Source organism: Porcibacter vitabionis (genome assembly GCF_046263795.1).
Taxonomy (GTDB): Bacteria; Bacillota; Clostridia; order Lachnospirales; family Lachnospiraceae; genus Lachnocurva.
The window spans coordinates 321,818-336,069 of record NZ_JBJYZD010000002.1; the positions used below are offsets into that span (position 1 = coordinate 321,818).

Genomic DNA, 14,252 nt, shown 5'->3' on the forward strand with positions numbered 1-14,252 from the left:
AAAGGGAGGAAAAGTCAGGATTTTGCATTGTCAAAACCGCCATTGATCTCACCCGCAAAGGCGGATGGCACAAAAGCCCCGTTGACTATACCACAATTTTCTCTGCTGCAAAAATAGCAAGGACACCACAAATCAGACTTAAAAGGACATAAGCCAGAGCTACATTCATTGTACCCTTTGCCAGAAGTCCTTCTGTTTCCAGTGCAAAAGATGAAAACGTCGTAAAGCCTCCGCAGATACCGACCTTGATAAATAAAACAAGTTCCGGATCCATGGCATTTTTATCCGCCAGTGCTGCGACGATCCCAATAAGAAAACATCCAACCACATTGATGAAAAAAGTCTTTAATGGGAAGCCATTCTCAGGGCTCATAGGCAGAAGCCCGATCAGATATCGGCTGACTGCACCGATTGCTCCACCTGCTGCAACAATCAAACACTTTATCATCTGGCTTATCCTCCTATAGGTCTGTTATTTGAATCTATTTGTTAGAATCTTTTTGTTAAAATCTTTTTCCGAAATGCGCTTCAAGCCCGATTATCGTAAAATAGAAGGATTTTGAAAAATAAGATAGTCTGGACACGAAAAAGCACTCGAATTATCGTGATAGAGAAGAACTTCTAAGAATCCGATAGCGAAAAGACACATTCACTATCTTAAAAATGAATATGGATCTATATTACGATAATTTACCACAGGACAGAGCCTGGCACTATCCTAAAATTGAAAAATGATTTGTATGACGATAATTGTCCACAAGACAGGGCCTGTCTGTCGACGATACGAATGACCTGCTCTACCGCAATGGACTGCAAGTGTCAGGTTAGGATTGCCCAGGCGAATGCCTTGGCAGTTCGGATGTCGGAATCTCTGAAATGATTGCCCGAATTCCATTCCAGGGTGGTCTGAATACCTTCCTGACTTAGCAAGTCATAGGCTTCTTTGATTTTCACTCCAACCGACGCCATTACCGGATTCCTGGCTTTCTCTTCTTTATCTCCAAGACTAAGATAAACAGACTCAGTCATAGGCTTATGATTTTTCATATAGTCTATGAATCCCGGAAACCAGACGGAGGGCGATGCTGCCGCTGCAGATTGAAAGACATGGGTCTGGTAAACTGCCCAGAGCGAAAAGAGACCGGCGAGGGAATAGCCCCCGATGATATAGGTCTTCTCAGGGTCTTGGCAGAGTTTTAGAACCTCCTTCAAAGTTTCCGGGGCTTTGCCCCCGAAGTCCTCATTTTTGAATACAGCGGGACTCGGCCATGGAGATAGATCGCTATTCCAGTCAGAAACTTTTAAAGCGATAAGACAGAAATCCGCTTCCGTCCTCTTTCGAATCTCATGAACCTCAGACTCCATTCCTTCCAGATCATGGTCATCGACCATCTGAATCAAACAGAGTTTTGCATTCGGATCACCATAAACATACTTTTCCATATGAATTCCCTTTTCTATGATGCTGGTCCAAACTGAAAAAAAGTCGCCCAAACTTATGACCTGAATCACAAGTCGGGCGGCAAATGTTAATCTTTCTCTTTGGGTGGCTGCTCCATCAATCTTGTTCTGTCTCTGCTGTAATCCGGAACATCCTTCATCTGTTCCTTCTGGATGATGGTAAGCGTATGGTAGAAATCTTCAATTTCCTTCTCAGACATACTGCCTTCCACCCGGTCCATCACCTGATCTACATAAGAGGTACTGACATTGTAATAGTCGATATACTTTTTCGTGACCTGAAGATAATATTCCCTGCGGTCCAGTTTGGAGCGGATCTTCTTCAGATATCCTTTACGAATCAAACTGTTGACCTTATAGGCAGCATTCGGGGAAGAAATTTGAATAAAGTTAGCAAATTCATTGATCGTCGGATTCTTCATGGCATAGATCACTTCCATGCAGAAGGTCTCAACGGTCGTAAGGGTTGCTTCCCGATGATCAAAATTTCGGAAGACTTCCCGATAAAAATGAAGCTTGTAATTTGTGTATACTTCTGTAAAAAGATCCTTCGTCTTCCTTGCCTTCCCAGCAAGGTCTTCATTTTGCAATTCCATATGCCCCTCTTTAAACTAGTGTGTTCTGAAACGAATTTCGCAAAGGCATGCCCCAATTTCTCATACGCATGCCCGGTTTCACATAAGCATGCCCCGACTTCTCAAAGCTATACCCGGTTTCACATACATATGCCCGGTTTTTCATAGCAATGCCCGGTTTCATTTTGTATCCTTGCATAAATTGCTTATATAAGAAGATATTATCACATACAGAATCGCGGTGCAAACAGGCGAAGGCAGGCTGGGGCAGAGTCAAAAGGTTCACTGGCAGGCAGGTTTGGACCAGAGTTAAAAGGTACACTGGCAGACATGCCGGGACCAGAGCCAGAAGAACTTCATCGGCTTTCCTGTTTCGGATCCGTAATGGCAAAAGACAGCTCTGCCGTCACAGCCGTCTTACCGTCGACGGTCGCAACCGCTTTTCCAAAGCCGATTGGCCCTCTCCGGTCAATGATCTCACAATGCATTTCTATGACATCGCCGGGAATGATCGGACGGCGGAATCTGGCCTGCTTCACGCCTCCAAAGAAAACCAGTTTGCCTTTGTTCTCTTCTTCTGTCAAAAGTGCGACCGCTCCGGTCTGAGCAAGTGCTTCCAGAACCAGAACTCCCGGCATGACTGCCTGAACCGGAAAGTGGCCTAAAAACTGCATCTCATTCACGGACACACACTTTCTGCCATCTGCATATTGTCCCGGCTCACAGGCTGTGATCCGATCCACCAAAAGAAAGGGGTATCGATGCGGAAGGATTTTCTTGATCTCATCTGAATTTAATTGCATGTCTTGCCTCTTTCTCACAGATCCCCGGCCCGGCAAAAGACCAGGCTGACATTATGTCCTCCGAAACCAAAGGAATTCGACAGTGCATAACGAATCTCGGCAGAATACCCTTGATTCGGAACCAGATTCAAGTCACATTCCGGATCCGGAACCTGATAATGAATGGTCGGAGGCAAAAAGCCCCTCTCAACAGCTTCCACAGTGATCACAGCTTCCACTGCCGCACTGGCACCCAAGAGATGGCCGGTCATGGATTTGGTAGAACTTACGGCCACCCGCATGGGATTCTCTTTAAAGATCCGACGAATCGCAGCTGTCTCACAGGAGTCATTCATTTTCGTCGAAGTACCATGCGCATTGATATAATCAATATCTTCCGGCCCAATGCCTGCATCCTCCATGGCAAGACGCATGCATTGCTCTGCCCCCTTCCCTTCCGGAGAAGGAGCCGTAATATGGTAGGCATCGCAATTGGCTCCATAGCCGACGATTTCCGCATAGATGTGCGCACCACGATTCCTGGCATGTTCATACTCTTCCAGGATCAGGGCGCCTGCGCCTTCTCCCATGACAAATCCGCTTCTCTCTGCATCGAAGGGAATAGAGGCGCGGCTCGGATCCGTTTCGGTCGTCAGAGCTTTCAGAGAAGTAAAACCTCCCATGCTAAGCTGGGTAATGGCTGCTTCCGCACCTCCCGCGATCATGATATCTCCGTAGCCGTCCCGAATGTGCCGGAAGGAATCGCCGATGGCATTGGCAGCACTGGCACAGGCGGAAAGCACGGAAGTACACATACCATGCAAGCCATACTTGATAGCAATGTGGCCTGCCGCCATATTGGCAATCGCCATGGGAATAAAAAACGGAGACACCCGATCATAACCCTTCTCCATGCCCCGCACTTTCTCATTCTCGATCGTCCCGATGCCGCCGATCCCGCTGGACATGATGACACCCCAGCGGTCTCTTTTTTCCTCCAGATCTAAAAGGCCGGAATCCGACATGGCCTGTTCCGCCGCAACCATGGCAAACTGCGTATAGCGATCCATTCTCCGGCTCTCCCTCTTGTCCAGGTAAGCTTCCATGTTCAGATCCTTCACCTCCCCGGCAAGCTTGACCTTCTGTTCGGAAGGATCATAGAGAGTGATTGGCCCGATACCGCACCTGCCTTTTTCGACACTCTTCCAGACTTCTTCTTTATCATTTCCGATCGGACAAACAACTCCAAGGCCCGTAATCACCACTCTTCGTCTCATGATTCTCTCCTATATTTTTCTAAAAGTTCTAAAAGACCACTCAGCACCCCATGCCGCCATCGACGCCCAGGACCTGTCCTGTGATGTAAGACGCCTCGCGGGAAGCCAAAAAGGCCACCGGGGATGCAACTTCCTCTGCCCTTCCGGCCCTGCCCATGGGAATTTGACTAAGCATTGCTTTCTTCACATCATCCAGAAGATCTCTTGTCATCTCGGTATCGATCATGCCGGGTGCGATCGCATTGACGGTAATATTCCGACCGGCAAGCTCTTTTGCCAGTGACTTCGTCATACCGATCAAGCCGGCTTTCGCGGCCGAGTAATTCAATTGGCCTATATTTCCATGGAGACCGACGATGCTCGAGATGTTGACAATCCGGCCATATCTCTGCTTCAGCATGACCTTCGAAGCTTTCTTCATGCAATAGAAAGGACCGTAGAGGTCAACATGAATGACCCGATCGAAGTCGTCTTCCTTCATCATAAGGAGGAGCTTGTCCCTTGTAATTCCGGCATTATTGATGAGAATGTCGATCCTTCCGGAAAGTTTCAAGGCTTCTTCGAACATCCGGTCGCAGTCCTTAGGGTCTGAGACATCCGCCCGGACTAGAAGCGTTTTAGCACCTTTAGCCTGGCAAAGTCGCTCCGTCTCTTTTGCCGCCTCTGCGTTTGCGGAATAATGAATGACGACATCGCTGCCTTTCCCTGCCAGAGCACATGCAATTGCCCGGCCGATCCCGCCGCTTCCTCCCGTCACAAGAGCTGTCTGATGTTCTAAGTCCATTTTCATCCTCCAAAAACAACCAAATGGTTTCCGATTTCATTGCCCTATCCTGTCACAGGCTGGCATTCCCCTGACTGCCCGAAATTTCTTACAAAGCTTTCAGGTCCTCTGCCCGATCTAATGTCACAGTCTCGATCCCCTTGACCGTCCGGCTGACAAAGCCGGAAAGAACATGACCGGGGCCGATTTCTATGATCCTTTCTACTCCGGCAGCCTTCAGCCACTCGATGGTCTGAGCCATGCGGACACTGGTCATGACCTGCTTCTCCAGAAGCTTTCCGATCACTTGCCCGTCTGCCTTACAGCAAAGGGAAGGATCCGTGAAAGGATCCGCTATCCTCTTTCCTTCCCCATCCGAGGGGCCACCCAGAGTATTGAATAAAACCGGAATCGTCATGCGGCCGAAGGAAATGGTCTTAAAATAATCATGGAGTTCATAAGATGCAGGCTCCATCAGAGAAGTATGGAAAGCGGAGCTTACTTTCAGCTCCATACATCTTCTGGCGCCATATTCCATGGCAATCTTTTCTGCAAAAGTCACGGCATCCGAAAGCCCGGAGATCACATTCTGCCCCTTGGCATTAAAATTCGATACCTCGACAATGCTCCCGGTCTCTTTAGAAGCCTTATTTACAGCTTCTTCGGTTTTCTCCGCCGGAAGTCCGAGGATGGCGCACATTTTGGTATCTAAGCCCTGTCCGGCTCTGGTCATGGCCTGACCACGGAAAGCCGTGATCCGGATCAGATCCTTGGTAGAAAAGACGCCGGCTGCATGTAAGGCACTATATTCACCAAGACTAAGCCCTGCGACATAGGCCGGCCGGATCCCTCTTCCAGAAAGCACAGCCGACATTCCGGCAGCAAAGGCTGCCAATGCAGGCTGGGTATAAGCAGTCAAAGACAACTTTTCTTCCGGACCAATGAACATCAAATCCTTTAGATTGAAATCAACTTCGGCATCCGCTTCATCGATCACTTCGGCAAATTCCGGAAAAGTCTCATACAAATCCTTTCCCATGCCGGCATACTGGCTGCCCTGGCCGGCGTACAAAAATGCAGTCTTCATGACTTTCTCCTTTTCCTCCAGACTTTCCCTCCGGAAATTTCACTAACCTTATGATTCCTAAGCACTTTAGCAATCCTGACATCTCAAGAGATCTCCGGCAGTTCCAATTTCTTCACAACTTCTTCGGCATCCTTCATAAGCCCTGCAAAGATCTCTGCCACCGGCCGAATCTCCTTCAGCTGTCCGCAGACCTGGCCGGCCATCAGAGATCCTTCGTCAATATTCCCATCAAAAACTGCCTTCCGAAGGGATCCCAATGTGAATTTCTCCAGTTCCATCCGGTCAGCACCGGCCTTTTCTTTCCGGATATATTGACGCGCCATCTTGTTCTTTAGGATCCGTGTCGGAGAATTGACCGTTCTTCCGGTAACAAGGGTGCTATTGTCTCCGGCCTTGAGAAGAGCCGCCTTATAATTCGGATGGATGGGACATTCCTTACTGACCAAAAGACAGGTTCCCATCTGAACCCCGCAGGCACCGAGTGCAAAAGCCGCTGCTAATTGTCTTCCATCGGCGATCCCGCCCGCAGCGACCACCGGAACCTCTGCGGGAAGTGCATCCCGCATCTGGGGAAGAAGCGTCATGGTTGTCATTTCTCCGACGTGACCACCGCTCTCAGTCCCCTCTGCGATGATACCGTCCACGCCGGAGCCGACCAGCCGCTTGGCCAGAAGGACACTGGCCGAGACCGGAAAGATCCGGCAGCCGCTCTCCTTCCAATGGTCGATGTATTTCCCGGGGTTCCCGGCACCTGTCGTAAGAAAGGGGATATGCTCTCTTGCCACAAGTTCCGCCATTTGGTCCGTATCCGGATTCATTAACATCAGGTTGACCCCGAAAGGCCGATCCGTCAGAGACCGGCAGATGTGGATGTTTTCCTCGAGCTGTTCCACATTCATGCCGCCGGAGCCGATGATCCCGAGAGCGCCTGCATTGGAGCATGCTGCGGCGAACTCACCCGTCGCGATATTCGCCATGCCCCCTTGAATAAAGGGATATTTCGTACCAAGGATTTCATTCAGGAATTTCATTTGTTCTCCTTTTTCTAAATGTAGACCGGCCATGACAAAAGCTTAGAACTCCAGGAAGCATCCGCCCCAGGTCAGACCGGCACCAAAGCCGACACAGAAGATCTTCGTACCGGGTTTCAAGAGTCCTTCTTCTTTCATGTCCGAAAGTGCCAATGGAATGCTTGCGCCGGAAGTATTCCCGTAAGATGGAAGATTCAAGAAGAATTTTTCTTTGGGAAGGCCCATCTTTTTTCGGACATAATCGATGATCCTCACATTGGCCTGGTGGCAGACAATATAATCGATATCCTCTGCCAGGATCCCGGACTGTAATTCCATTTCCCGAATTTCATCCGAAAGAGCTCTTACTGCAAAACGGAAGACCTTCCTCCCATCCATTTGGAGAAATCCCTCCCGGAGGATTTGGTCGGATTCCTCTTTTGAAATCTGCAAAGGATTGGAAGGAACCAGCCTGTCTCCTTTCGAATTCATCGGAGGAAGCTGATTTCTCCCGACGGTATGGGCATATAAGGCAGATCGATCTCCCTTTGCAGCAGTATGACTATAGAAGGCTTTCTCCTCGGATCGATGAATCACTGCTGCAGCTGCTCCATCGCCGAAGAGGACACTGACCGACCGCTCGGAGAAATCCAGCATCTTCGATAACTGTTCGCCTCCAATGAGAAGGGCATAGGGCTTTTGGCCCATGCAGGCATTTCCTTCCTTCATCAATGCGTTGACCAGTTGAAGGCCATAGACAAAGCCGGAACAGGCGGCATTGATATCAAAGGCGGGAATGCCTCCCGGAATTCCGACAAGTTCCTGGACGGCACAGGCCATGGAGGGAACCATATAATCGGTCGTACAGGTTGCAAAAATGACAAGCCCGATTTGATCCGGATGGATCCCGGCATCTTTTATGGCTCTCCTTGCAGCCAGAACCCCGAGATCTGTCAGGCTCTCCTGATCCTTACAAAAAAAGCGGGCTTCAATGCCGGTCCTGCTTTTGATCCATTCGTCTGATGTATCAATATATTGTTTCAGGTCGTCATTTTTCACCCGAAGCTTCGGCAGGGCTTTGCCGAGACCGATGATTTCTATTCCCTTCATTGATTGATCCTTCCGATATCTCTGTACTTCTGATAGCGCTTTTCCAGCAGATCTTCCGTTGACATGCTTGTTAATTCGTTCAATTTGTCTATCAAAGCGGTCTTCATTGTCCGACACATTTGAGGTAAGTCTTTTTGTGCACCCCCGGCCGGTTCCGGAAGGATTCGGTCTGCAATCCCTTGTTTTAGAAGATCCTCTGCCGTCATCTTCATGACTTCGCTCGCTTCCGCGGCTTTCGAAGCATCCTTCCAGAGAATGCTGGCAAAGCCCTCGGGGGACAGGACGGAATAGACTGCATTTTCCAGCATCCAGATCTCATCCCCGACGCCGATGGCCAGTGCTCCGCCGCTATTTCCTTCCCCGGTGACGATAGAAATGACAGGAACTCTTAAAGAACTCATGGCAGCCAGATTCTCAGCAATTGCCACGCTCTGCCCATGTTCCTCTGCCTCTTTCCCGGGATAGGCACCCGGTGTATCGATAAAGGTCACAACAGGACGCCCGAAACGTTCTGCTTCCTTCATCAGACGAAGTGCTTTCCGATAGCCTTCCGGTTCCGGCATTCCGAAATTACAGGTCAGATTATCCTTCAGATCCTTCCCCTTCCGATGTCCGATCACCGTGACCGCTCTTCCTTCCAGAAGGGCGATACCGCCTAAAATGGCCGGGTCTTCTTTTCCTAACCGGTCTCCGGAGAGTTCCATAAAATCATCAAAGATCCCGTCAATATAGTCTGTGATCTTAGGCCTGGATTTGTCTCTTACGATGGCAATGCGATCGTAAACCGATAATGTGGGACATGTGCCGGCCGGATGGATTGGAAGGAAGGAAGAATTGGCAGATCCGGTCTGCATTTTATTAGAACTGATTTCTTTCTCTTTGGAATTGGTCTCTTTAGAATTAGTCTGCTGCTCGTTGGAATTGGTCTGTTTCTCTTTGGAATTGGTCTGCATTTCTTTGGAAGCATAGCCATGCATTTTGAGGATCTGAGTAATGACTTCTCTCTCATCCTTCCTCGGAACGATCCTGTCCACAAAGCCATGCTCCAGCTGAAACTCTGCCCGCTGAAAGCCCTTCGGCAGTTTTTCCCCGATGGTCTGTTCAATGACCCGGGGTCCGGCAAAACCGATCAGGGCGCCGGGCTCCGCCAGGATGAGATCACCAAGGCTTGCGAAACTTGCGCTGACGCCTCCTGTGGTCGGATGCGTCAGAACAGAGATATAAAGGCCTCCATGGTCGCGGAGTTTCTGTACTGCAGCACTGGTTTTTGCCATCTGCATGAGGGAAAACATTCCTTCCTGCATTCTGGCTCCGCCGCTGGCGGAGAAAATGATCAGCGGAAGTTTTCTTCGGTCCGCTTCTTCGATGGCAAGGGTCAATTTCTCACCCTCAACAGACCCCATACTGCCCATCAGAAAAAAGCAGCTGAGTTCCGCACCTACAGCAGGGATCCCATGGATCGTGCCAATACCGGAAACGCAGGCGGATGGCCGGTCGGCAGTCTTCCTGTTTTCAGAAAGTTTCTCTTCATATCCGGGAAAATGCAGAGGATCCCCGGACTGAAGATCCGTGGCAAATTCCTCTGTGAACCTCCCATTGTCGAAGATAGCCAGGAGATGGCTCCCAATCGAATGATGGGCCGTCCTCTTCAGGCGCATCCTCCGGTAGCCGAGAAGTGTTTCTCTCTTGTCTGTGAAATTTTTGGGGTTATTATTCAAATCTAAGACGACCGTAGTCATTACCATATCCTTTTTCCTTAACTGATAAATATAGACCGAGGCCTTATTAGCATCTTCTCCCAAGCGGCGAAGAAATCGTAATTTTTAAGGGCCTAAGCCTTCTTACCATCTTCTCCCAACCGGCGAAGAAATCGTAATTTTTAAGGTCCTAAGCCTTCTTACTCTCTTCTCCCCAGCGGATAATGGCATCGGTGTTCTTCTCCAGGAAAGCGGTGTCTACATTTCCAACCAGGAAATCATTATGAAATAAAATGAGATAGAGAAAGTTGATATTGGTTTCGATGCCGTCGACCGTCATTTCCTCCAGGGCCACCCGCATCTTTCGAATCGCCTCCAGGCGGCCGGGTGCATGAACGATCACTTTTGCAATCATAGAATCGTAATAGGGACTGACTTTGCAGCCGGAATAGAGAGCGCTTTCGACCCGGACACCCTTGCCGCCCGGGAAATGCAAGAAGGGGATTTGACCGGGACAGGGGGCGAAATGTTTCGCCGGATCTTCTGCATTGATCCGGCATTCAATGGCATGTCCGTTCAGATGGATGTCACTTTGCTTATAGGAAAGCGGCAGTCCTGCAGCGATCCGGATCTGCTCCCGGATCAGATCCACGCCTGTAACTGCTTCTGTCACGGGATGTTCCACCTGGATCCGTGTATTCATTTCAATGAAATAGAAATGCATATCGCGGTCCAAGACGAACTCGACGGTCCCTGCACTGACATAATGAACGGCTTTTGCGGCTTTTATGGCAGCCCGATGAATGGCATCTCTCTGTTTATCCGAAAGAATCCGTGCCGGGGACTCCTCCAAAAGCTTCTGATTTCTCCGCTGCATGGAACAGTCTCTCTCGCCGAGATGGATGATATTGCCCTGATTGTCACCGAGGATCTGTACTTCGATATGGTGGGGATGCTGGATCAATTTCTCGAGATAGAGAGAACCATCACCGAAAGCCGCCTGTGCTTCTGCCTCTGCACTCTCATAGGCGGTCTGTATTTCCGTCTCATCAAAAGCGGTCCGCATGCCACGGCCGCCGCCACCGGAAGTAGCCTTTAAGAGGACCGGATAGCCAACCTTCTTTGCGACTTCGGCCGCTTCCTGCCAGTTTTTTAAGATGCCGTCGGAGCCGGGAACCACCGGAACACCGTGCTTTTTCATCATGGCCCGGGCACTCTGTTTGTCCCCCATCTCTCGGATCATTTGGGCAGAAGGACCGATGAAGATCAGGCCGTTCTCTTCACATTTTTTCGCGAAGTCATAATTTTCGGATAGGAATCCGTAGCCCGGATGGATGGCCTCACAATGATATGCTTTTGCGGCTTCAATCAGGGCTTCCTGATTGAGATAACTCTGTGCTGCCGGAGCAGGACCGATGCAGACGGATTCAGTTGAAAACTGAACCGGTAGAGACTTCCGGTCCTCCGTTGAACAGGCAACCACAGTTTCGATCCCCATTTCCTGGCAGCATCTTAAAATTCGCATAGCGATTTCGCCGCGATTGGCGATCAGCACTTTCTTGAACATACTAAAGCTCCTCAAGAGTCATAAGAACCGCATCATATTCCGCATACTTAGCGTCTTCGGCCTGGATCTCATGAACGATGCCGTCGCAAGGCGCCGGGATCTCATTCATCATCTTCATAGCTTCGACAAGGCCGACAATATCGCCCTTCTTCACTTCCTGCCCTTCTTCGACAAAGGGCTTTGCTCCGGGTTTGGAAGCCCGATAGAAGACACCGGCCAAAGGAGCTTTCACTTCTACAAGCTTATGATCACTGCCTGCGCTTTGATCTGTCTCATGATCTGTGGCATTTACACTGCCTTCTGTGGCAGATTCCGGATCGACGGAAAAAACTGCAGTTTCCTGACCGCCGGAGAAAATAGTGGCAGATGGAAAGCCGGAGGGGCAATCTGTGGAGGGTTTCCCGGAAATCCGGGGCTCGCCGTGCGTCTCCTGTGAGAAGATGACCGGCTCATTCTTAAGTTCCAGCACTCCATCTGCATGTTTATAGCGAAAGTAAGTCAGACCCGATTTTGCAAAGCTTTCCATTAATTTCTGCAAATCTTCGATAGGATACATGAAAACCTCCAAAATCTTTTCTTGTCCTTATTGAAATCGTTAAAAATTGAAAACGTTAAAAACCTTGAAAACCTTAAAAACGTTTAAAACCTTGAAAACAATGAAATCTTCAGTTGGCCTTATGGGCATCGATATAATCAACAACACTCTGAACAGTATGGAGCTTCTGAACTTCATCATCAGGAACCTTGATTCCAAAATTCTCTTCCACTGCCATCATAAGCTCCACGACATCCAGAGAATCTGCTTTCAGATCCTGAAAGAAGTCGGATTCCGGCTTGATCTCATCTCCGTCATAGCTCAAGGTGTCAACAATGATCTCTTTCAGCTTTTCAAATGTATCCATGTGAATTCTCCTCTTCTTTTATCTCCAGTTATTTAGTTAAATATATTTATATAACTCGATGCTTACTATACTTCTATTGAAATCCCTTGTCAATATATTTCAATTATTTTATATAAATATTTTTAGCTGTCTCATAGAGATAAAAAAAACCGGCAGAGTTTCTTCCTCTGCCGGGACCAGACTTTATACTTCTGACATTACTCTCCCCATACTTCTTCGGCGATCTCCCTGACCAGTTTCAACTTCGCCCACTGTTCCTCCTCGGTCAGCTTATTTCCGATCTCACATGACGCAAACCCGCATTGAGGGCTGAGATAGAGACGATCGAGCGGTATATATTTCTCTGCTTCGCGGATCCGGGCGATCACCTGGTCCTTGTCCTCCAGTTTCGGAGATTTCGTTGTGATGAGACCGAGTACGACCTTTTTGTCACCGGTCACCTTCGAAAGCGGTGCGAATCCGCCGGAGCGCTCATCATCATATTCCAGATAGAAAGCATTCACATTTTCCCTGGCAAAAAGGAAAGAAGCTACATCATCATAAGCGCCGCTGCTTGCAAAAGTAGAATGGTAATTGCCTCGGCAAATGTGGGTATTGATGACCAAATCGTCCGGCTTCCCCTCGATGGCAAGATTATTGATCAAGAGATACTGCTCCTTGATCTCCTCCAGGCCTTTTTCGTCCGTCAGGAAGAAAGATTTCGCAGCAGGGCTGACCAGCATACCCCATGTACAATCATCAAACTGAATATTCCGACACCCTGCATCATAGAGCTGGCGGATGACCGTGCGGTAGCCGGCTACCAGGTCTTCGATCAATTCCCGGTCGGAATCATAATACTTCTCCGTATTCTCCCTGGCAAAAGGCATAATGAGCTGGGCCAGGAACTGAGCAGGTGCCGGAATGGTCTGCTTTGCGACCGTATGTTCATCTTCCAGCGCCTTCACAAAACGAAAATGTTCGACGAAGGGATGTTCCTTTTGCAAAGAAATCTTGCCCGTTAAGAAAGTATCGTCGATCATGGCCTGCTCGCCCTGGAAAGGCAGACCCGTTTTGGTCTTCTGGTGGCTGACCCCTTCAAATCCCCACATGAAGTCCAAGTGCCATGTCGCCCTCCGGAATTCCCCATCCGTGATGACATGATAGCCCAGAGCCTTCTGCTTTGACACAAGGTCCAGTATTGCCTCATCTTCCGCTTTTTTCAGCTCTTCCTGACTGATCTTTCCGGATTCAAATTGTTTTCTTTTGGTCTTCAGTTTCTCCGGGCGGAGGAAACTGCCTACATAGTCATAGCGAAATGGTGTCTGTAAATTGCTCATATATCTTCTCCTTTTGATTCTGTTTGATCCTTATTGGTCGAGCCGGCTGCGGCTATTGCCTCGCCGGTTACTTGATAAATTTAGGCCAATGCTTTCGTTATGTAAAATATCTGTAATTTATCGCCTGCTATAGGCTTTATCTATATTTATCGAAAACATTGCATATGAACAGATTTGTTTACCGGTATAGGATTGACGCTTTCTGATAACTAAAATATAATTGTATTGGAATCTGAAATTTCACCGGTTCTCATTTAAGAATCAAAGTGAAGGTTCTCGGTGGATAAGAAAAAAGGAGGTAAGAGTCATGTTATTTTATCGTTGTGAGTCATGTGGCAATTTTGTAACATTCCTTACAGAAAAGACAGCCTGTACACCGATCTGCTGTGGCAAGCCGATGACGGAACTTGTTCCGAACACCACGGATGCAGCCCAGGAAAAACACGTACCGGTTGTTTCTGTCGCTGGCAGTTCTGTAACGGTTAAAGTTGGATCTGTAGCTCATCCTATGCTTCCTGAGCATTACATCGAGTTCATTGTTCTGGAAACAGAGAACGGATTCCAGAAGAAGGACCTGAAGCCCGGTGATGCACCGGAAGCACATTTTGAACTGGCAGCCGGCGAAAAGGCTATCAATGCATACGCTTACTGCAATCTCCATGGTCTCTGGAAGGCAGAGATCTGACCAGTTTTCAGCTATGC

At 48.7% G+C, this 14,252-nt stretch carries 15 protein-coding genes; 1 reads left to right on the forward strand and 14 read right to left on the reverse strand.

Features of this window, described 5'->3' with window-relative positions; translation table 11 throughout:
* Positions 1–85: 85 nt before the first annotated feature.
* From crcB to ACKX2L_RS03170, 14 genes are all read right to left on the reverse strand, one after another.
* Positions 86–448: a fluoride efflux transporter CrcB gene (gene crcB / locus ACKX2L_RS03105; RefSeq protein WP_497549963.1), complete on the reverse strand. Its 363-nt coding sequence runs from the start codon at positions 446–448 to the stop codon at positions 86–88.
* Between the two features lie 371 nt (positions 449–819).
* Positions 820–1,443, reverse strand: coding sequence for an alpha/beta hydrolase (locus tag ACKX2L_RS03110; protein WP_497549962.1), 624 nt, complete (start codon positions 1,441–1,443; stop codon positions 820–822).
* Between the two features lie 86 nt (positions 1,444–1,529).
* Positions 1,530–2,057, reverse strand: a complete 528-nt coding sequence (locus ACKX2L_RS03115) for a MarR family winged helix-turn-helix transcriptional regulator (RefSeq protein WP_497549961.1) — start codon at positions 2,055–2,057, stop codon at positions 1,530–1,532.
* Positions 2,058–2,392: 335 nt separating this feature from the next.
* The gene (gene fabZ / locus ACKX2L_RS03120; RefSeq protein ID WP_497549960.1) at positions 2,393–2,839 is read right to left on the reverse strand and encodes a 3-hydroxyacyl-ACP dehydratase FabZ; all 447 of its coding nucleotides are present in this window, start codon (positions 2,837–2,839) and stop codon (positions 2,393–2,395) included.
* A gap of 14 nt (positions 2,840–2,853) precedes the next feature.
* Positions 2,854–4,098 (reverse strand): beta-ketoacyl-ACP synthase II, encoded by a 1,245-nt coding sequence (gene fabF / locus ACKX2L_RS03125; RefSeq protein ID WP_497550174.1) that lies wholly within the window; start codon positions 4,096–4,098, stop codon positions 2,854–2,856.
* Positions 4,099–4,135: 37 nt separating this feature from the next.
* The gene (gene fabG, locus ACKX2L_RS03130) at positions 4,136–4,879 is read right to left on the reverse strand and encodes a 3-oxoacyl-[acyl-carrier-protein] reductase (protein WP_497549959.1); all 744 of its coding nucleotides are present in this window, start codon (positions 4,877–4,879) and stop codon (positions 4,136–4,138) included.
* 88 nt (positions 4,880–4,967) lie between these two features.
* Positions 4,968–5,945 carry an ACP S-malonyltransferase gene (locus ACKX2L_RS03135; protein WP_497549958.1) on the reverse strand — a complete coding sequence of 326 codons (978 nt, stop codon included), beginning with the start codon at positions 5,943–5,945 and terminating at the stop codon, positions 4,968–4,970.
* A gap of 83 nt (positions 5,946–6,028) precedes the next feature.
* Entirely contained in the window at positions 6,029–6,976 is a 948-nt protein-coding gene (locus ACKX2L_RS03140; protein ID WP_497549957.1) for a nitronate monooxygenase, read from the reverse strand.
* A 42-nt stretch (positions 6,977–7,018) separates the two neighbouring features.
* Positions 7,019–8,065, reverse strand: a complete 1,047-nt coding sequence (locus tag ACKX2L_RS03145) for a beta-ketoacyl-ACP synthase III (protein WP_497549956.1) — start codon at positions 8,063–8,065, stop codon at positions 7,019–7,021.
* Complete coding sequence (locus ACKX2L_RS03150; RefSeq protein ID WP_497549955.1) at positions 8,062–9,810, reverse strand: acetyl-CoA carboxylase carboxyltransferase subunit alpha; 1,749 nt, start codon at positions 9,808–9,810, stop codon at positions 8,062–8,064. The genes ACKX2L_RS03145 and ACKX2L_RS03150 overlap by 4 nt, the downstream gene beginning before the upstream one ends.
* A 142-nt stretch (positions 9,811–9,952) precedes the next feature.
* Entirely contained in the window at positions 9,953–11,329 is a 1,377-nt protein-coding gene (accC, locus tag ACKX2L_RS03155; RefSeq protein WP_497552588.1) for an acetyl-CoA carboxylase biotin carboxylase subunit, read from the reverse strand.
* A 1-nt stretch (position 11,330) separates the two neighbouring features.
* Complete coding sequence (locus ACKX2L_RS03160; protein WP_497552589.1) at positions 11,331–11,885, reverse strand: acetyl-CoA carboxylase biotin carboxyl carrier protein; 555 nt, start codon at positions 11,883–11,885, stop codon at positions 11,331–11,333.
* Positions 11,886–11,994: 109 nt separating this feature from the next.
* Complete coding sequence (gene acpP / locus ACKX2L_RS03165; RefSeq protein ID WP_497549952.1) at positions 11,995–12,231, reverse strand: acyl carrier protein; 237 nt, start codon at positions 12,229–12,231, stop codon at positions 11,995–11,997.
* Positions 12,232–12,428: 197 nt separating this feature from the next.
* Positions 12,429–13,550: a 5-methyltetrahydropteroyltriglutamate--homocysteine S-methyltransferase gene (locus ACKX2L_RS03170; protein WP_497552590.1), complete on the reverse strand. Its 1,122-nt coding sequence runs from the start codon at positions 13,548–13,550 to the stop codon at positions 12,429–12,431.
* Positions 13,551–13,857: 307 nt separating this feature from the next.
* Between ACKX2L_RS03170 and ACKX2L_RS03175 the strand changes: the two genes are divergently transcribed.
* On the forward strand, positions 13,858–14,235 hold the full coding sequence (locus ACKX2L_RS03175) for a desulfoferrodoxin family protein (protein WP_497552591.1): 378 nt from the start codon (positions 13,858–13,860) through the stop codon (positions 14,233–14,235).
* The last annotated feature ends 17 nt before the right edge of the window (positions 14,236–14,252 follow it).

Excerpts from the sequence above, each read along its gene's own strand:
- crcB (WP_497549963.1), bottom strand. The coding sequence starts at position 448 with ATGATAAAGTGTTTGATTGTTGCAGCAGGTGGAGCAATCGGTGCAGTC.
- ACKX2L_RS03110 (WP_497549962.1), bottom strand. The coding sequence starts at position 1,443 with ATGGAAAAGTATGTTTATGGTGATCCGAATGCAAAACTCTGTTTGATT.
- ACKX2L_RS03115 (WP_497549961.1), bottom strand. The coding sequence starts at position 2,057 with ATGGAATTGCAAAATGAAGACCTTGCTGGGAAGGCAAGGAAGACGAAG.
- fabZ (WP_497549960.1), bottom strand. The coding sequence starts at position 2,839 with ATGCAATTAAATTCAGATGAGATCAAGAAAATCCTTCCGCATCGATAC.
- fabG (WP_497549959.1), bottom strand. The coding sequence starts at position 4,879 with ATGGACTTAGAACATCAGACAGCTCTTGTGACGGGAGGAAGCGGCGGG.
- ACKX2L_RS03135 (WP_497549958.1), bottom strand. The coding sequence starts at position 5,945 with ATGAAGACTGCATTTTTGTACGCCGGCCAGGGCAGCCAGTATGCCGGC.
- ACKX2L_RS03140 (WP_497549957.1), bottom strand. The coding sequence starts at position 6,976 with ATGAAATTCCTGAATGAAATCCTTGGTACGAAATATCCCTTTATTCAA.
- ACKX2L_RS03145 (WP_497549956.1), bottom strand. The coding sequence starts at position 8,065 with ATGAAGGGAATAGAAATCATCGGTCTCGGCAAAGCCCTGCCGAAGCTT.
- ACKX2L_RS03150 (WP_497549955.1), bottom strand. The coding sequence starts at position 9,810 with ATGGTAATGACTACGGTCGTCTTAGATTTGAATAATAACCCCAAAAAT.
- accC (WP_497552588.1), bottom strand. The coding sequence starts at position 11,329 with ATGTTCAAGAAAGTGCTGATCGCCAATCGCGGCGAAATCGCTATGCGA.
- ACKX2L_RS03160 (WP_497552589.1), bottom strand. The coding sequence starts at position 11,885 with ATGTATCCTATCGAAGATTTGCAGAAATTAATGGAAAGCTTTGCAAAA.
- acpP (WP_497549952.1), bottom strand. The coding sequence starts at position 12,231 with ATGGATACATTTGAAAAGCTGAAAGAGATCATTGTTGACACCTTGAGC.
- ACKX2L_RS03170 (WP_497552590.1), bottom strand. The coding sequence starts at position 13,550 with ATGAGCAATTTACAGACACCATTTCGCTATGACTATGTAGGCAGTTTC.
- ACKX2L_RS03175 (WP_497552591.1), top strand. The coding sequence starts at position 13,858 with ATGTTATTTTATCGTTGTGAGTCATGTGGCAATTTTGTAACATTCCTT.